Raw genomic sequence first — 18,406 nt, 5'->3', positions numbered from 1 at the left:
TACCACATACTCCACTCCTTCAAGTGGATCGGTGTTTATCGATCAGTCCTTTCACCCTCCCTTTGCAGTGCACCTCAGCGTGCACCCAGGGTTCCGATATCTCGGCGCATTTCAGTTGCATGTCCCGAAAAACCGTTTTTGCTAAGGAAAGCTGGTCGTCCATTGATCGTTTTCCGGGTCCTCCTCCGAACTGCAGAGCGTCCCTGCATTCTTCAAGACTCGCCGGCAACACATCAGCGAGTTGGCTGGCAAGCTCACTTCGGCGCTGCGCGACGCAGCTATCCTGAGACAGGAGCTGAGCGATCTCGCCAATTTGTGTGTGGGCCTTCCTGAAAGGGATGCCTCGCAACGCCATCCGTTCTGCGGCAACGGCCGTCATCGCTGAACCGTCTTCCAGATTTTCCCGCATCGACTGCACGTTGAAAGACATGAACTTTACAATGAGCGATGTGAGGGTAATGGCCCTCTTCAGGGCATCTTCCGCAAGCCCTAGTGGAGAGCAGCCGTAGTTGCTCGCTTCGATCGAGTTGCTGAAAGGCGATTTGCAGGTTGCCGTTGCCACAGAAACGTATGCGCCAATCACGGTGCTTGCTGACCCCTTGATGTGTTCAAGCAGAAACGGGTTCTTCTTTTGCGGCAGCATGGAAGAGCCCCCAGCAAGATTGGGAGGGACGTCGATGAGCGCGAACTCGCGCGTCGTCCAAACCTGCAGGTCCTGGGCCACACGGCTGAGCAGAATTGAAACGCCAGCGAAGAGTGAAAGCCCGTGTAGGTGATGGTCACGGCTCGCGACCGAATCAAGTGAGTTGAACGACGGCAGTTCGAATCCCAGAAGACTTGCTGTCTTCAAGGGATCTATAGGGATGCTGGTGCCTCCGCCGGCACCAGCTCCCATAGGGCAGTTCCTAATCTCTTCCAGCAGGCAATGGAGGCGCTGACGCTCGCGCCCCAGAGCGAAGAAGACCCCAAGCAGGTAGTGCCCTGGCGATCCCGGGAGTGCGATCTGGTATTGACTGTACAGCGGAGCCACAAGTCTCGATGCCTCTTCCGCTCGCTGCAGGAGAGTGTCCTGCAAAATCCCTGTTTCTCGCGAGATTGAACATACGACCTCCCGAAGAACCAGAAGAGATATAGTCGCGTTCAAGTCGTTGCGAGATCTCGCCAGATGCAGCCAGCCGGCCTGTTCCGGGCCAGCTCTGGCCGCAAGTTCGGCCTCATAGGCCAGATAGAGGCCACGCGGAGCATCGCGGCCCTCCAAAGACTGGAAGCCCTCATCTTGGAGGTCGACGATGTGCTTGAGGAGATCGGCCGCGCCTGCCTCGCTGACCAAGCCCTGGTCCGCAAGCATCACCAGATGAGCTTCGTCTATGACCGCCTGGTGCCGCAGGAGGCGACCGTCACGCGAGATTTCGATAGGCGGAGCGAGCAACTTCATCGCTTCGGGATGTAGGTTCCACCCGCCCTCGCTTGATCCAGCGACCTGCGTGTTGGCCGTTTCGTCAGCAGCCGCCTCGATATCGATTACAATGGAGTCGATCATCCGTTGCGCTGCCGCGACGGCGACATTCAGTTCATCAGCAACTCCTACGGCGTAGGCTACTCGGTCCCTGAAGTCGCCATTTATTTTCACCTCCACTCCCTCAGATTTCAGAAGACCTGCTTCAGGCACTGTTGGCTCTGGATTGCGAGAAAAGCCCAGACGTTTGAGCTTGCCGGATTTATGAACGAGTTGGAAACGGATGGCTCCCGCCCTTGCGCTCGCGTGTGGAAGCGTGAACCCTTCTCCCGCGTAAAGTCTAATCACCATGTCAAGGATTGACGTGCTCAGGGCGTGGGAGAGCATGACTGGAATCATCCCTCCAGCCAGCCTGGGGTTGACCTCGATGATGACGGGGCCCGCCTCCGTTATCACGAACTCCACATGAGCCGGTCCGAAATTCAGGCCTAGCGCCGACACCGCTCGCGCAGCAAAAGAAGCCAGTTCCTTGAGGGACGGCTCCGAAAGCTGGGCCGGGAAGTCGTGCCCCACCTCAACGAAGCAGGGAGCCGGCCCTTTATGCTTGGCAAGAATTCCAAGACAATGCAGCGTCCCATCGTACGCAATCATCTCTGCAGAGTATTCCTTACCCTCGATATATTGCTGGATGAGGATGTCGGGACTGGGCAGATCTACTTGGTCGAGCAGTGCGCCCCTTGCGTTCTCAAACGCCTTGATGGCGGCTGTGGCACTATCGCACAACCTAACGCCGCTGCTACCACTTCCGGACACTGGCTTGACGACCACCGGTAGAGTGGCCTGGGCAAGAATATTCTCGACGTCTCTGATGGAAGTGGCCAGCCGTGTTTCAGGTATCGCGATTGATTGTCGTTGTAACTCGGCCGCTTGCTTCCATTTATTCCGGCATGTGGCTATAGGCTCCGGATTCGCTGCTGGTAGCCCCATCGCCATCGCGGCAGTTGAGGCTGCTTCCACAAAATAATCCGACGACGAGTATATTCCTCCCAGACTTCTTAGTTTGGCGGCGACACCGATGAGTTCGTCCGGACTACGCGTTTCAGCTTCGATCACTTGCGCGACAGAGTCCTTAAGAAACGGATAGCGCGCAGGATTGCGGGTAACGAGGTAGGTCTCAAAGCCCAGGAGACGGGCCCGCTTCATCAATAATTCGCCAGTGCCCGTCGTGTTGCTTTCCACGAAAAGGAAGCTGCCTCGATTCATCACACTTGCTCCACAAGGCTTAAGACAGCTTCCCGGCTTTTCCGATCCCAATGATATCGGTTCCACGGAGGGAGGGCGGTCGAGGGATGATTTTCGGTTGCCGGCGCGTCCAGGAGCACACCTGCATTTAGAGATTCGTTCTGCACGAGCCACTTATGGTCGTAGACAGCTTCGACGTAGCGGTGGCCTTCATCAGGACATATGACAACTACGGTCTCTTCTGGATGCTCCCGAGCGCGCCAGCGCCCCACGATGTAGCTCGCACCGGAGGTCGGACCGGCGAAAATGGCGTGCCGCTCGTGGAGGCTTCGCGTTGCAGCAAATGCGAGCGAAGCCGAGATGAGATGCACCTCGTCGTAAAGCTCATGCTTCACATTCTTGGGGACAAGACTGTTCCCCAGCCCCCGCAATTGCCGTTCGCCATCCTGCTGGCCAAAAATGACGCTATTGAAGGTGTCCACTCCAATCAGGCGCGCGCCAGGGGCTTTTTGGCGGAGGCGCTCTATTGTTCCGCAGGTAGAGCCGCCTGACCCCACGGAACCGACCAACGTTACGTCGGCGTCCAACATCGCCGATATTTGATCGGCGAAGAGCTTATAGGCTGCGGGGTTGTCCGGTGTTTCGTATTGCCGCGGCCAGAAACAGGAGTGGCCCAACTGTCTCATCCTACCGTGTAATGCATCTAGGCGGCTTCTTTGATAACCACCCTCCCTCGCCTTTTCAGTAATGATGCAGACCTCAGCTCCCAAGGAGTTCAACCTGTTTTCCAGGCCTTTGTCCATTACTGGGTCTGTAAAGATTTCGAGTTGAAATCCACCTTCTCGGCAAACTACGGCCAAACCCAGTGCAAAAGTTCCGCTCGAGGTCTCGAGAACTTTCATGCCATGCGTCAAAGTCCCTCGCGCCAGCGCTTGTTCAATGATGTGCATCGCAGGGAGAAGCTTCATGAACGCGAATTGCGCAAGATATAGGTTTGCATCACACCTAATAATGCTGGGGAGAGCATAGGCATCAGAATAGCTGGAGAATGGCGGGCGTTTGCGAACAGCGTCCATATTGCTTATCTCACCGTCAGCCAGTCATTGTCAGATATATATTTGCCGAGTTGTCGAACGGCGATACATGGGCGAGCACGGACCGAAGCTTCAGTGGAAAGTCAGCCGCCATTCGATCAAGCAGGATCCCAATCATTGTGCCGCTGTGCGCGACGATGACCCCGAGAGCGTCAGTGGCCTCGGATGCTTTCAGCATTGAGTTCAGATGCTTCTTTGGAGCTCGCTCCTGATGCAAACGGGCGCTGGCAGTGGCTATTTTGCCTATGGTGGCGGTGTCACCGCGTGGAATTGCTATGCGAGCGCGGTGGAGTAGTTCGTGATACTCTGCTCTGTGAGTGGCGGAGGTTTCACCTCGCCGTTGATCATAGTCGACGGTATCGACCGTCCCTCCTTCATCGATACCGACGATTGCAAGCGGCGGCATTTGGCCAATGAACGAGAGAAGGTTACATGCTCGCTGCTGATATGCGACCACTCCTGGGTACATCACCCCGTCGGATGGCTCGATCTCCGCCATTAGCTTCTCGATCAACGACGTCCGGACCCTACGTTTGAAGCAGCAGGCGATAGATCGTGCAGTTGCGACAAGATCCGCAGACGAACTCGCCAGCCCTTTGCCTTCGGGGAGCTCGGATTGCAAAAGGAGGATTCCTCCCGAGGCGCCGAGCGCAATCACGAGATTCTCAGCCAGTTGTTTTGCTTTGACTTTATGTGATGGGCAAACGGTTACGGATTGTGTCCCTGCGACAGGCATGAAGTGGGCTCGTGCAAAGAGCGCGATGGGCATCGTGACCAAAAAGTGGGAGTCACGGGGAAGGGAGCCGATTGGCAACTGGCCTTGCAGCAACTCACCGAATGTGCCGCAACAAAGAGCGTCGCTGCAACAAATCCTTAGCTGCTGCCCGTCCTCGCCAACAATCTCAGTTGCATCTGCACCATCGAACGTCTGGTGATACATCTGCGGCCTCCAAACTTCATCGACGGCCGCTTCTGTAAGTTCTCTAGTTGTGCTGCTCGCCCTGCCTTCTGCAGGTTCGATGGAACTGGCGGAATACTGGGTCGGCATGTCACTTTCCTTAGGTGCGTTGGATATGTGAGTTGCTGCAAGGATACGAGATTGGCCCATCAGAGCACGACTCATGTTTCATTCGAGATACTTACTAGTAACCGGATGCCGATTGCCTAAGCCCCGAGTGTGGGTGAACATACCATTCGTCAGGATTAGCTGTTGCGAAAATTCTGTGAAGTTACTTGTAGGATCTGTTACACTGTTTTATGACTGGGGCGCAGGGCGGCGGTGGGTGCGACGTTCAAGGGACGATTTTGGCGTCGTGGCGCTCTCCGGCGGGCGATGCGGCCGGCGCCCACGCGCTCTTGGAACCAGCGCGCGAGACCCCTATCAGGCTGGTGGCGCAACCACAGCCAAGCAAGCTCGACGGCGGTTCGCCGCGCACGCGGGTTGCTCGATCTCTGGATGCCTTGATCGCGGCTGACTGCGCCACTGCCTCCAGGGACTGGATGCAAGCCCGAGATTGGCGGCGACCTCACGCCGATTCTGGAAATCGCTGAAGAAGACCTCATTCGTCAGCACGCTTGCGATCGTCAGGCCGATGCCAAGCAGTTGGCTCAGCTGAACGTCCGGGGCCGTGTTCTCGGCGGCTTGGCGCTGTTCGATATCGACCTCCGCAAACATCTCGATCAGCTGCCACAAGCGGCGGCACTCGCGCTCTATCTCGCGCTTGAGGCAGGGTGGCAGATTTCGCGAGTCGGCCGTGCCCAGCACCTCAAGCCAGCCTCGTGGCCGGTTTAAAGTCGCGGAGGCCCTGGCTCATTAATTGCCCCTTGATGCCTGACAGAACCGACCAGACAGAAACAATCTGCAACCTTTGCCGAACTCTCGGTTCTTCGGTCTCTCTATATAGCCCATCGAGTGAACAAGTTCCATGCTGAAGATGTTCCGTTTCGAATATGTCGCTGCTCGATTCGAAAACTTTTTGCAAATCAATTACCTTTGTTCTGGCAGTAGAGCTTGATCGTGAACGTCTGGACCCTGGCCACCACTTCAGGCGCGCGACCTTGTCTAGTTCGAGCATAGGACCACAGTATAGCTTTTGGGGGATTTCGCTGAAGTCATTGGTCTAGCCGCTGTTGAAGTGCCGGTTGCGCGTCCACCTTCTACCTGAACCGATGCGGCTTGGCATCGGCGGGTGTTCATCGACGAGATCGGAACCACTACGAAGATGACGCGCCGTCGCTGACTGAAGGGCCAAGGGCTGCGCTCAAAGGGTCGCGCCCGGCACCATGAATATCCCAATCACTCTCCCGCGCGGAAATGATGAGAGGACTTCAGCGCGATGGTCGCGCAATGAAATGGGTCAACAGGAGGTGAGCTGGGCGAGATCAAGCGCTTGGTCCCGCAGTTGCTGCACGCGACGTCGAGCGACAAGGGTGGATCTCGGGTACGCTGTTGGGCGCAAGCAGCATAGCGAGCTAACCCTCCACTTCCGGGCATTTCAATGCTTTCGCGTATCGTGCCCTTTAGCGCAGCCATAATGCTGCATGAGCGCCCGTTCGTTCGGCAGCGGGGTGCCATCTTCTCCCGGGAGAGCCCAACAGTTTTATGCGCTTGATCTTCATGACCTTTCCGAGCGGTTCCATGAAGAAGCAAACTGTCCTACGGCTCCCAGTGAATTTCGCCGTCGAGCGGATAGATCGGCCGGGCGAGTTTCCGAAAAGAAAACAGATTGTGATTGGAACTGGTCACGCCGCCGCTTGCGCACTCTATGACTCCTTTGCAGTGTCTTTCAAAGACAGGCCGGCAATACATTCTCGACTTGAGAATGAGGTAGCGTGCCTTTAGCGGATCTATTGCCGCACACTGAAAGACGCCAAGATCCCAAGGCTCGTGGGGACGTTCAGTGATGAGCACGATCGCCGCGTCAGTTTGAAACTTGACGGCCCTCCCCATATGGCAAAGCTGACCGGAATAAATCGGTCCGGACACGACATAGTTGCCATCGCTCACAGCAACAACCTTGCCCCGCAATCGTACGGGAGTGCGCGGTGCCGCAAATGCGTCCGCTTTTACCTTATTTCCCAGATTGATCGTTGCTGTCGCACCGACGCCGGCCTCGATCAATTCGGCGACGACTTGCGGGTCACAGATGGGACCAGCAACGATTCCATCCAAATCTGAGGCAAGCGCGGCCGCCAGGACATCTATGTTGTCGCAGGTGCCGCCAGACATGCAATTGTCGCCATGATCAAGGAGCAGGACCGGCCCCGTCACTGGCCCGCCAGCCGCCTCCCGCCCAGAGGAAAGGGAATGTTCCAGCGGCAATTCCAAATAGAGGAATTCCTCGCGCCTCCTCCAAGCTTCCTTAGCGATTTCATCGGCAACCGCGCGCGCGGTTGCCTTGTCCCTTGCCACCGCCACCACGGAAACGCCGGTTTCGGCGAGATCGGCAAGCTCAAAGCCGCCAAACACGGTAACGGCGTACACATCATCTCGCTCCTCGGCCGCGCGAGCTCGATTGACCAGATCGGTCATCGCGCAATCTTCGTTAGTATTCATCTTCAGCGTCGCCGCCAGCATTGGTGGATGGCTCCAGGCCTGCCTAGGACGCAAACCATCCTTAAGCATTGCATCTATGATTCGCGCCACGTGTTCGCCGGTCGCGTACATGTCAATATGGGGATATGTCTTGAAACCGACCATGCAGTCGCAATTGTCCACCATGCGCTGCGTGATGTTACCATGCAGATCGAGCGCCACCCCGAGAGGAACGTCAGAGGCAGCCCTTCTGACGCGTGCCAGCAGTTCTCCCTCGCCGTCATCGAAGCTGCGCGTCACCATGGCCCCGTGCAGATCGAGAAGAATCGCGTCGCATCCACGTTCGACAGCGGCAACAACGGCGGCGGCCATTTGCTCAAAAGCCTCGTCCTCTACAATTCCGCTGGGATTGGCGGTGGCCGCGAGCGGCGTGACGATGTCCGCTCCCTTTTGAAGAGCGTAATGGTGAAAGGCGCCTAGCGCCGTATTCGACCCGCTGCCGAAGGCGCGAGCTTCCTCGCCCCATTTGGGATCAAAGGAAGCCAGTGAGGTTCGCACGGGTGAGAATGTATTAGTTTCATGATTAAGACGAGCAATGACAATGCGCATCATACGGTCTCCGAATAGTTCCGCGTTCGGTCAGCCTCTCCTGCCAACCTGCTGCTAAAGAGCAGGATTTATGAACCATCCGGCCAGGCCTAGCGGCCCGTAAAACTATCGAGATCCTTTGCAGGAGCGCGAAAATCCCGATTCGGAGCGGTAGCTGGGGAATAGTCCGGGCGGAGGCAAGATCTCGACCATCCCAATTTTCTTTCGTTCGTTTCTGACAAACTCTGCTCTGGCCTGGACAGTTTAATTCGCCAATATCCTAGAGTTTGATGTCGTCAAGTGGCCAGATCGGACGGCGGACATGGCGCAACCTTGACAGGAGTTCCGAACCCAACATCCCACCCCCGTCTACCATGAGCACTTCGCGCGCGATCGGTTCGAAGGCCGCGCGGAAATGATGAGACGACTTGAGCGCGATGGTCGCGCAGTGAAGCGGGTCCACGCCAAGAGAGGTAAGTTGCGCAAGATCGACTCCTTGGCTGTTTCGCGAGATTACCGCGACTTCGATGCCGCCCACGCGGAGCATCAGGCTGGGCCCGAAACTGTTCCACACGCCCCCGCCAAGAAACGAAGGACCATAGCAGCGGAAATGTCCGCTAGTTATTGATACCACCTGCGCTTCGACTTCGAGCGGTCCACCGCCCATCTCAGGGGCATGCTTGCCACCAAGAGCGATCCGACCCCTGTTCCCCACACCGATGGCGATGCCAGCCTGAACCGCCGCCGGATCGAAGATCGCATGGAAGGCCGCGTTGCGCAGATCTGCTGCGATCATAACGCGCAGCAGATCCGTAGCGTCTCCGTATGCACCGCCGCCCGGATTGTCGCTGCTATCAGCGAGCACCAAGGGCTTTTTGGCATGCAATTCGCCGGCTTTTGCTTGCTCCACTGCTTGGACAGCGGTGGCTGATGTCCAAGGGGAGGAGACAAACTCACGTGTCTCCCATGCGTAATCCATAAATTCCTCTGCAATGCGCTGCGCCGCGGCGGTGTCGCCATCAGCAGTAACGGTGACGCTAGGCCCGACATCGTAAATGTCGCTCAGCTCGAATCCAGCACAGACGCTGACTACCAGTGCCTTTCCGGAGGCCTCCAAGGCCTCGCTGCGGTTGATCAGCTCGCGCATCGGGCCTACCTGAGTACGCCCGCCATCGAGACCATACACCATCGGGCGCTTGGCGATGACCGTACGGGGACGAATCTCACCGCGCAGAGCACGGTCGAGCAGTTCTGCGCCCTGCCAGGCGCGTTCATAGTAGTCAATGTGAGGATACGTCCGCACGGCAATCAGCGCTGAGGCGTTTGCCGCCATCTTTGCCGTGACGTTGGCGTGCAGGTCGAGCGTAGCGACGATCGGCGCGTCCGGCCCGAGCACAGTACGCAGTCGCGCAAGGATCTCGCCTTCCGGGTCTTCGCAATCCTCGGCAACCATAGCCCCATGCAACTCGAAGAGCGCTCCATCGCAGCCTTTGGCCCCGGTAAGGAACCAGTCGCAAAGCTGCTCAAATGTTTCCTTCGTCACTATGCCCCCTGGGTTCGCATAGGCGACGAGCGGATGAGACAGCGTCCAGCCGAATTTCTCTGCCGCCTCGAATGTAGCGCCCAGTGAAGTGTGCGTACCGCGCCACGCCGGCGGAATCTCGTCGCCCCGCAGCAATCCCGAGGCCCGAAAGTGTTCGAGCGTGGTCGGTATTTTGTTGAAGGTGTTTGTCTCCTGGTTGATGTAGCCAGTCAGGATGCGGTAGCCCATGAGAACCTCTTCGATGAATGGCGACCGAGACAAGGGTCCGGGGGAGGGGAAACTCTTGGCGTAAGTTTTTCTTTTCGACAACAACGGATGATTGATACTACCCAAGAGAGGAAAGTTTGCGCCGAAACGTGTTGTTCGTTGAAGTGCTGATTGCGCAAACCGGTGCGGTTTGAAATGAGACACTCATACCAAGCCTATACCGACGGAAAGGCACTTTGCAAAAATGCAGGCCTTACGTCGTCAAGCTTTTCGGCAAGGTAGGCGATGGCGTTGACGTCGTTGAGCCCGCAAGTGGCCACGACGGATGAGAGCGACTCCAAATTTTCAGCCGCTCGTAGCTTGCACCGGCCCCCCGCCTTAGATCGCAGTTCGGAATCCGAGGGACGCCCGCTGCCGGTAGCGATTTTAGAACAGCATTGTACACGATCCAATGACCGGCCATCCAGTCTCTCTGGCAATTTGGATTGCCGCGTCTGTTTTGCCGCTGCAGGTCGGTCCGTCTCAAATGGATTAGCATGGTATTAGTTTATCGGAACTACCTGCCGCCGGAGACACTCGGTAGGCTTTCACCGGACTTGTCGCGAACATTGGGCGAGCGGCGATTATGGCCTGAAAGGACGTCATTCGAACTTGTTAACCTTTTGAAGTCCGAAAGAGCGCGCAAGCAGCTCGTTCTCATCGTTCGGTCCAGTCACAACGCCTCTGTTGACGTTGAGGGCGGTCCACTTTGCACATCTCATGCCGATCCGCAAACGATACTCGTGGATTCATCGAGGCGGCAGCAGTCGGCACAAGGCGTCTTATTATCTCGGACGTGGCCAGGAAGACGGCTGTTCAGCAAACGTGAGGACGGTATCCCGAGCTCACCGATTTTTGAGGCCACCGAGCATCTGTCCGACATCGTCGATCTCGTCTCGAGGCGATGGGACGTGCCGGCCGAGCCGCCAAAGCCTCCTCCCCTGCCGGTCGGATTGGAAGCCTCGTTGGCACAGCACTAAACCAAAGCCGCTAGGGCGGCATGTTGCGTGGCGTCCGCTCTCCGATCTTCCGGAAGGGGAGCGTGGGCTGCTGTTTTGGGCATTCGCTGCACATCGCCGAACTCGACATCGAGCGGCTACGCGATGCCCGGGTGATCTGCCATTGTGAGGCACTTGCTCGAAACCAATGTCCTCTCCGAGGTGACGAGGCCGAGCCCTGACGTTCGCGTGCTGGAATGGATGGAGTGGCTCGATGAAGACCGCTCATTTATCAGCGCAGTGTCAATCGCCGAAATCCGGCGCGGCGCTGCCCTCATGGACCAAGGTCGGAAACTTGACGCACTGGCCGAATGGCTTGCCCGGACGTGCCGCAGCGCTTCGAGCCGAGAGGCCTGCCCGTGGACGAACTGGTTGCCCTCACCTGTGGGCTATGCTTACGGCCATCCCGATCGAAAAAAGCATCGAATGCGGCAGCGACAGGGCCAATCACAAAGCGTGCTCCCGCCGTACGCGGACAAAACGTTTTCGAAGTCCACTATCCCGTCCTCCGCCAGCATCGCCATGCCTTCGGCTGAATCGAGCAGACGGATCGGATCAAATCCGTGGGCGGCACAGATTGCCGGCACATCGGCCTCGAGATCGCACATTAATCGCTCGATAATTGCGGCTCGCACACGGTCGTCGTCGGTGAGGCGATAGCCCTTTGACTTCGCCAGATGCCAGCTGCGATGTGCTGGATGTAGGAATCACGTTTAACCCCGTTCTGGACGTACCCCTCGCCGACACGGCCGATAGCCGACGCGCCGAAACCGATCGGGGTTCTGCAGGTGTCGGCCGAGTAGCCCAGCGAGTTACGCCGCAGGCGACCTCTGTGCCAGCGCGAGCTCGTCGTCCGGCAAGGCGAAATGGCCGAGCCCGATCTCTCGGTAGCCGGCGCAATCAGCGTGGCGGCCACGGCCGCATCCTGTTTGGTGCGGGCAGCGCTGCCCGGAAGAACTGCCTCCTTGATGAGGCGCTGATTCACTATAGCGACGGGAATGTGCGCATAGCCGAACACCGCAAGCCGGTCGGCGCATTGCGACCGCCGCCCTCGCGGTCTCGACGCTGGACTGCACCGTTTCTCGACTAACGGCTGAAATGGAGGTGCTTAGAAGCGCTTCGGATCAGGAGGGCTATTGGGTATTGTTGATGGAATGCCAAGGATAGGGCCTTTGCCCGGCATCATTCTCCCGGACGTAATGTTTGAGCTATGCGCTGTGTTAGGCAAGCACGGAACCTCCTCGACGCCGACGAGATGCCTTGTTAGCCACGCTGCGGCAGCTGCTGTTCTTTTACTGAGGAGCGGCGACTGGCGCCTTGGCTGCATTCCTCGGCAGGCCAAGGCCTGCTTTTGCGCTGCCCCATGGCTTGATCCATGGCACGGTATCGCGCTCCAGCTCGGCAATCATGCGGTCGGTGATCTCCTGATAGAGGCTGGCGCCCGGGCGCCAGCCCTTGCCTGCGCCAGCCTCTCCGCTGGTGGTACGCTTGCGGCCGCGGCTTTCCCCCGGAAGCGAAGTGGGCGGCGAGTCGCGACCGGAAAGGCCCGCCGTGGTAGGCGGACCGCATCCGAAGGACCGGAACGAAGAGGAGGACCCTGAGCGGCACGCGAAGGGCTACGGGCTGCCGCGGCGGGTCTAGCCGGCCGCCGCCCTTGCGGGCGGCGCGGTTTGTCTGTTGGCCTTTCCCGGTGGCTCGGGGCGAAAAGCGGGCTCGGTTCACGAGCACCGGGTGCGCACCAAGGCGCGCGGGCGTTCCTGTCAGCAGCGTGAATGCCTGGAAAACCTTATGGCCGAGTCTCATCAACCGCGTTTTCGTCCCCGCTTCCAGATTTATTCAGAATGAGGGTTGAGTAGATCGGCCGTATCTAGGGGTCGCTACACGAATATCATAAAGGACCCAGTCGCGACATTCTATTGTCGATCGGGCAGTCTATAGTCACGGCCTTGAATAAGTGATCTCTTATAGGGTTGTTATTCCCCTGTCTGATTGCTTCGCCTACCATAGCGTTTTTCATGAGAAATGTTTGCGGCGCGATCGACGAACAGAGCTGCTGAGTCCCGAACGGTATACCGGCGCGCCGTCACCGGTTACGAGCCGCTGCGACGTAACCGGCGACATCGGCTTGAGGAATTGAGGACCGGCGACGGCCGCGCACTGCCAGAACATCTGAAGGGGCAAATCCGTCGCGAGCTCGACCGACTCGAACTGGTGGTAGCCCAGGTCAAAGAGGTGGAGGCCGAGCGCGACGCTCTGCTGGCAACGCCGAAACTCCAGCAGCGACATTGCTCGATCTCAAGGGTATCGGCCCCGGGTGTGCCGCCATCCTCTACGCGGAGGGGCCCTCTTCCGGCAGCTCGATAATCGCCGGCAGGTCGCAGCCTATGCCGGGCTCGCGCCGACGCCTTGGCAGAGCGGATCGGTCCAGCACGAGCAAGGCGTCTCGAAGGCCCGCAACCCCGGCAGCGAACGATGATGATCGACAGCCTTCCGTATCATTGCCTTTAGCACAAAGCGCCGACGGGCTGCCGATCGGCCTTCAGATCGTTGGCCGCTTCGGTGAAGAGGCCACGCTGGTCCGAGTCGCAGGCTACATTTCGTGCTGCCTCGCCGGCCAACAGGTAACAAAATTGTCGGGTGCGTCAGACCACGTGCGTGGCGTGCACAAAGTCGGCTCGCCGAGAGGGCAAGCTCGACTGTCCGTGGCTATCGATGGCACTCTCGGCGGCTCCTTGCCGTCCGCTTCCGTAGCGCGTCGCACCAGCGCCCGTCAGGGCGAGAGCCAGCATGAAGACGTTTGAAAGGCGCTGGATGGAGAACCGGATTGACAAATCGCCTTCGCAGAAAAGGTCTTTGCCATGCGCCGGCAATGCCGAACAAGTTTTGGATCACCCGCGCACACGCCCGGGATAAACGGGAGTATAGGTCGCCACTTCCCGGATGATCCCCCTCCACATCAAGCGCGAGGTACTTTCGAGCTTGGGGAGGGTTGTGTGCGTCAAGTTCTGCAAAATGGGCGATCATGAAACTGGTCATGCGGCTTGGCGTAGAGCGAGCTTCTTGTGCTCGCGCAGATCATCCATGTTGATATAGCGGTTGGCCTCCATCCAGTTTTCGTTGGTTTCGACGGCCAGCGCCCTGACCAGGCGCAGGCAGCTTTCGGCGTTCGGGAAGATGCGCACGACATAGGTGCGCCGGCGGATTTCCTCGTTGAGCCGTTCAAGCATGTTGGTGGACTTGAGGTGCTTGTGATGCTGACGCGGCAGCCGGAAGAAAGTCAGCGTCTGTTCTATGGCTTCTTCCGCCCAGGTGGTCAGCCGCGGGTAGCGGGCGGACCATTTGGACAGCCACGCGGCGAGATCGGCCTTGGCCTCGGCGAGATCGCGCCGGTCGTAGAGCCAGCGCAGTTCCTGCAGACAATCGTCGCCGTGCTTCCTGGGCAGGTGATCGAGCGCGTTCCTGAGGAAGTGGACGTAGCAGCGCTGCCATGCTGCTTCCGGGATCACCTCGCCGATCGCCGCGACCAGGCCGGCATGGTCGTCGGACACGGCCAGTTCGACGCCCCTGAGACCGCGTCGTTTCAAGCCGACGAGGAAGTCCTTCCAGGCCGAGCGGCTCTCGCGATTGGCCATCTCCACGGCCAGGATCTGCCGGCGCCCGTCCCAGTCGATGCCGACCGCGATCAGCACCGCCTGGCTCATCACGATGCCGGCTTCGCGCACTTTCTCGTAGCGGGCATCGAGAATGAGGCAGGGGAATGGCTCCTGAAGCGGTCGTTCGGCAAACGCCTTCAGGCTCTCGTCCAAGCGCTTGTTGATGGCCGAGATCGACGAAGCCGAGAACGCATGACCGCACAGCTCTTCCGTGATCGCCTTGCCTTGCGGGTCGACACGCCCTGCACATACATCTCCGCAAGCGTCGCAACCAAGGCCCGCTCCGAACGCTGGTAGCGCTCGAACAGCTCGGTGGAGAAGTGACCCGCCCGGTCCTGTGGAACCCGCAGCTCAAGCTTGCCCACCCGGGTGACAAGGGTGCGGCCGTAGTAACCCGAGCGATACCCAAGGCGCTCAGGCGTGCGTTCGCCCTTCGAAGCACCCAGCGCCTCGTCCATCTCGGCCTCGAGAACCTCCTGCATTACCGCACGGATCACTTCGTGCAGCCCCTCCGGGTTCGAAAGCAGAATGTCTTTGACGGCAGCGCTGGTCGATTTACCTTCTGTCTTGGTCATGGTGGCGTTCCTTCCAGGGAATCGGTGACGTTGAACATCACCAGCCTGCCATGACCGCCCTCTCTCAGCGAATTTGCAGAACTCTCAGCACACTACCTCGGGGAGAGTTCGCTCACGTTTTTTTGCCGTACCAAGCGATGACTTGCCGGGCAGGTCGTGAGCCCCCGGTCTTTCGGCCGGAGCATCGCGAGATCAGTACGACGAACCCTCACCATTGTTCAGGTCATGCCGCTCTGTACCCTTGAGAGGTGGATTGAACACACTGACCAGGATGAGGTCCGCGTCCCTCCCGCCGCGCAGGTAATGCTTGTCGTGTTGGTCTAGCACGTAAATGTCGCCGGCCTTGATGGGGTGGATAGTGCCGCTCATATCTTCCACCTCGCCCTCGCCGGCGATGCAGTAGCACGCCTCCAGGTGATTGTTGTACTGCAGCAGGGCTTCCGTGCCCGCTTTCACGACAGTGTGGCAGACTCCAAAACCCATTCCGTCAGATTCGATTAGCAGGCGGTAGCTTTTGCCATTTCCCCAATCGACGTCCCTTGTAGTCCCCTGGATTTCGTTGATCGATCGAACGAACATGTTTTCACCTATAAGAAGAACTATGATAGAGACGCCACTGCCGTTCAGATCGGGGCAGCAGGTAGGCGCCGCGCTCCGAAGTAAAAATGCGCGGTTGCGACTTTTCGCACAAACGCTCATTTCTAACAGAAACTGAAAGGAGTGCTTACAGATGGAACTGCCTCCGTTGAACGCGCTGAAAGCATTTGAGGCCGCAGCTCGCCTAGCCAGCCTCACGAATGCAAGCCGCGAGATACACGTTACGCATTCGGCGGTGAGCCAGCAGGTCAAACAGTTGGAGGAATGGCTCGGTCAACGACTGTTCAAGCGCGTCGGACGCGGAATCGCCCTCACTTCTGCCGGGCAGGAGTTCTACGAAGCCGTATCGACTGCGCTGCGCATGATCTCGATCTCGACCGGGCGCCTAAAGCGTAGGCCCGGCGGCAGCCCGCTGTCGGTCGGCTGTATCGCATCGATCGCCACACGTTGGCTCGTGCCGGCTGTCCACGACTTCCTCAGCAAGCATCCGGACATAGACATGCGCGTTGAATACGCCCATGCGCAGGAAACCTTCGATGTCCACAAGCACGATGTCCTGATCACGCTTAGTCGCGCGGACAGCGAGGCCTGCCGGTTCGCCAGGCTTTTCTCACGCATGAACAAGCCCGTGGCGAGCGCCCATTACGTGAAACACAAGCCCGAGATTCTCCACAGCCATGCCTTGGAAGGCGCGGACCTGCTCCATGATGAAAGCTTGAATGGCTGGGCGCAATGGTTTGAGAAGGCGGGCATGAAGCGTGTCAAGCCGCTGCGCGGGCCGATTTATCAGGATTTCAATCTTCTGACGGGCGCCATCATGGCCGGCCATGGCGTCGCACTTTGTCCGATCCAGGTGTTCCGACGGGAGATAGCGAACGGCGATCTCGTGGTTCTATCAGAGATCGCGACGCTTGAAGACCAAGGGTACTACCTTTTACGGGCCGATGATGCCGGCCCTGCCGTGGACGCGTTCACCCATTGGTTCCGGCGGATCTGTGCAAGCGAGGACGATGGGCCGAACGCCTAGCAGGCTGTTGAAGAAGTGCTAGCGCAGGCGTTAGTGGCGTGATTCACTGCTCCCCGGAAGAATGGGGATTTGCGGATGCGCGGATTGGACGAGCGGACAGGTTCGCTGTTTTCGTATGTCGACCTTGAGGCGCGGGTGCGGCGAGATCATCCGCTTCGGACGATCCGAGAGATCGTCAACACGGCTCTTGTGGAGATGCACGGCGATTTTGCGGTGCTTTATCCGCCTGGGCTCGGCCGCCCGTCGATCGCGCCGGAACGGTTGCTGCGTGCGATGCTGTTGCAGGCCTTCTACGGCATTCGCTCGGAGCGTCAATTAATGGAGCGGATGGAGTTCGATCTTCTGTTCCGCTGGTTCGTAGGGCTTGGTGTTGACGAGCCGGCCTGGGATCATTCGAGCTTCACCAAGAACCGGGATCGGCTGTTGGAAGGTGAGATCGCGGCAAAGTTTCTGCGCGCGGTGCTAGCGCAGCCAAGGGTGAAGCGGCTTTTGTCGTCGGATCACTTCTCGGTGGACGGCACGCTGATCGAGGCTTGGGCTTCGATCAAGAGTTTCCGCCGCAAGGATGGCGGCGACAACGGCCCGGACGGTGCTGGCCGCAACGCCGAACGGGGCTTCCATAAGGAGAAGCGCTCTAACGACACACACCAAAGCACGAGCGACCCCGAAGCGCGGCTCTACAAGAAGGGCGATGGTCAGCGAGGCTGTGCTACTTGGGGCATGCGCTAATGGAGAACCGTCATGGGCTGGCGGTCGATGGCGGCATTACCCAGGCGACAGGCACGGGTGAGCGTGATGCCGCGCTCGCCATGTTGGACCGCAGACCGTCGCGGCGGCGCATCACGCTGGGCGCCGACAAAGCCTATGATATCCGCCAGTTCGTCAAGGATCTGCGTGAGCGCAAGGTCACACCGCACATCGCCATCGACGGCCATCTGAGCAAAACCGGCAAGCCTCGCGTGACGGCGATCGATGACCGCACGAAACGCCATCCGGGCTATGATGTCAGCCAGCGCTGCCGCAAGCGGATCGAAGAGGTGTTCGGTTGGATCAAGGCCTCGGCCGGCATGGCCAAGGTTAAGCTGCGAGGATGCGCCCGTGTGAATGCTGCCTTCACCTTGAACCTGGCGGCCTACAATCTGATCCGCCTGCCCAAGCTGCTGGCGGCCCCGGCATGAGCATCGTGGCCCGCTGGCGGATCGTTGAGATGCCCGACTATGTCGAGGACTATCTCGACATGATGGAGCCAGCCTACATTGAATTCGCGGCCGATGGCTCCGGCGAATTCGCCTTCGGCTGCGTTACGGGGCAGATCTTCGGCGCGGGCCACGGCAACAACGTCGCCTTCTCCTGGCAAGGCAATGACGAAATGGACGAGGCCCAAGGCACTGGCTGGGCTGAAATCCAGCCAGACGGCTCTATCAACGGACAAATCTGCTTCCAACGCGGCGACGAAGCAGACTTCATCGCCCGCAAATGGACTTCTTCAACAGCCTGCTAGAGCGCACGCAGACTGATCCGGAGCGGGAGGCGCCATCTCACCTTGGTCTCCGCGCCATGGCTTTTCATCTTGACCCCCACTTCAACATTATTGCATGGTGAATAAATTATATAACAGAAGCCTCTTTACTTTTCCACCAGCATTTACGCTTTACCCTTTTTAGCTAATTGATATACGTAACTATCTTATTTCGGTCACCGCCGTCACGACGCTCCCGCACCGTTCACAACGTTCGCGCAGAGTGCTGCCGCCTCAGCAGCAGATTCTCGGCGAAGAAGCGGCAGAGGTTGGCACGCCCCATCTCTTCGAAGGCGAGCGTCCCTTTTGGCAAGATAGGCACCGCCTGCGGCG

9 protein-coding genes and 7 pseudogenes are annotated in these 18,406 nt (G+C 58.7%); 5 read left to right on the top strand and 11 right to left on the bottom strand.

The window, feature by feature from the left end; genetic code table 11:
- Positions 1–19: 19 nt before the first annotated feature.
- From AC3CCE_RS01835 to AC3CCE_RS01805, 7 genes and pseudogenes are all read right to left on the bottom strand, one after another.
- The gene (locus AC3CCE_RS01835) at positions 20–2,719 is read right to left on the bottom strand and encodes a lyase family protein (RefSeq protein WP_352627415.1); all 2,700 of its coding nucleotides are present in this window, start codon (positions 2,717–2,719) and stop codon (positions 20–22) included.
- Positions 2,719–3,774, bottom strand: coding sequence for a cysteine synthase family protein (locus AC3CCE_RS01830; protein WP_352448084.1), 1,056 nt, complete (start codon positions 3,772–3,774; stop codon positions 2,719–2,721). Before AC3CCE_RS01830 ends, AC3CCE_RS01835 begins: the two co-directional genes overlap by 1 nt.
- A gap of 16 nt (positions 3,775–3,790) precedes the next feature.
- Positions 3,791–4,840 (bottom strand): GHMP family kinase ATP-binding protein, encoded by a 1,050-nt coding sequence (locus AC3CCE_RS01825; protein ID WP_352627413.1) that lies wholly within the window; start codon positions 4,838–4,840, stop codon positions 3,791–3,793.
- A gap of 333 nt (positions 4,841–5,173) precedes the next feature.
- The gene (locus tag AC3CCE_RS01820) at positions 5,174–5,557 is read right to left on the bottom strand and encodes a hypothetical protein (RefSeq protein ID WP_352627411.1); all 384 of its coding nucleotides are present in this window, start codon (positions 5,555–5,557) and stop codon (positions 5,174–5,176) included.
- Between the two features lie 891 nt (positions 5,558–6,448).
- Positions 6,449–7,939 (bottom strand): M81 family metallopeptidase, encoded by a 1,491-nt coding sequence (locus AC3CCE_RS01815; protein ID WP_352627409.1) that lies wholly within the window; start codon positions 7,937–7,939, stop codon positions 6,449–6,451.
- Between the two features lie 256 nt (positions 7,940–8,195).
- The gene (locus AC3CCE_RS01810) at positions 8,196–9,686 is read right to left on the bottom strand and encodes a M81 family metallopeptidase (protein ID WP_352448080.1); all 1,491 of its coding nucleotides are present in this window, start codon (positions 9,684–9,686) and stop codon (positions 8,196–8,198) included.
- A 359-nt stretch (positions 9,687–10,045) separates the two neighbouring features.
- Positions 10,046–10,203, bottom strand: a pseudogene (locus AC3CCE_RS01805) (isopentenyl transferase family protein); the annotation flags it as partial.
- Between the two features lie 625 nt (positions 10,204–10,828).
- Here AC3CCE_RS01805 and AC3CCE_RS01800 point away from each other — a divergent pair.
- Positions 10,829–11,091: pseudogene (locus AC3CCE_RS01800) on the top strand (PIN domain-containing protein); the annotation flags it as partial.
- 17 nt (positions 11,092–11,108) lie between these two features.
- On the opposite strand, the pseudogene AC3CCE_RS01795 reads toward AC3CCE_RS01800, so the two are convergent.
- Together AC3CCE_RS01795 and AC3CCE_RS01790 are read right to left on the bottom strand one after the other, a co-directional pair.
- Positions 11,109–11,784: pseudogene (locus AC3CCE_RS01795) on the bottom strand (oxygen-independent coproporphyrinogen III oxidase); the annotation flags it as partial.
- A 237-nt stretch (positions 11,785–12,021) separates the two neighbouring features.
- Positions 12,022–12,174, bottom strand: a pseudogene (locus tag AC3CCE_RS01790) (ArdC-like ssDNA-binding domain-containing protein); the annotation flags it as partial.
- 610 nt (positions 12,175–12,784) lie between these two features.
- Between AC3CCE_RS01790 and AC3CCE_RS01785 the strand changes: the two are divergent.
- Positions 12,785–13,163 (top strand): annotated as a pseudogene (locus AC3CCE_RS01785) (transposase); the annotation flags it as partial.
- A 571-nt stretch (positions 13,164–13,734) separates the two neighbouring features.
- On the opposite strand, the pseudogene AC3CCE_RS01780 reads toward AC3CCE_RS01785, so the two are convergent.
- Together AC3CCE_RS01780 and AC3CCE_RS01775 are read right to left on the bottom strand one after the other, a co-directional pair.
- Positions 13,735–14,930, bottom strand: a pseudogene (locus AC3CCE_RS01780) (IS256 family transposase).
- A gap of 192 nt (positions 14,931–15,122) precedes the next feature.
- On the bottom strand, positions 15,123–15,509 hold the full coding sequence (locus AC3CCE_RS01775) for an ectoine synthase (RefSeq protein ID WP_023707291.1): 387 nt from the start codon (positions 15,507–15,509) through the stop codon (positions 15,123–15,125).
- Between the two features lie 151 nt (positions 15,510–15,660).
- Here AC3CCE_RS01775 and AC3CCE_RS01770 point away from each other — a divergent pair, with 151 nt between their 5' ends.
- From AC3CCE_RS01770 to AC3CCE_RS01760, 3 genes and pseudogenes are all read left to right on the top strand, one after another.
- Positions 15,661–16,554, top strand: a complete 894-nt coding sequence (locus AC3CCE_RS01770; RefSeq protein ID WP_352448106.1) for a LysR substrate-binding domain-containing protein — start codon at positions 15,661–15,663, stop codon at positions 16,552–16,554.
- 75 nt (positions 16,555–16,629) lie between these two features.
- Positions 16,630–17,732: pseudogene (locus AC3CCE_RS01765) on the top strand (IS5 family transposase).
- Positions 17,729–18,055, top strand: a complete 327-nt coding sequence (locus tag AC3CCE_RS01760) for a hypothetical protein (RefSeq protein ID WP_352627330.1) — start codon at positions 17,729–17,731, stop codon at positions 18,053–18,055. The pseudogene AC3CCE_RS01765 and the gene AC3CCE_RS01760 overlap by 4 nt, the downstream one beginning before the upstream one ends.
- Positions 18,056–18,406 lie beyond the last annotated feature (351 nt).

This window comes from Mesorhizobium sp. P160187, from assembly GCF_057766425.1.
The sequence above is the reverse complement of the archived record's forward strand: the minus strand, read 5'-3'. Positions and strand labels throughout refer to the sequence as shown.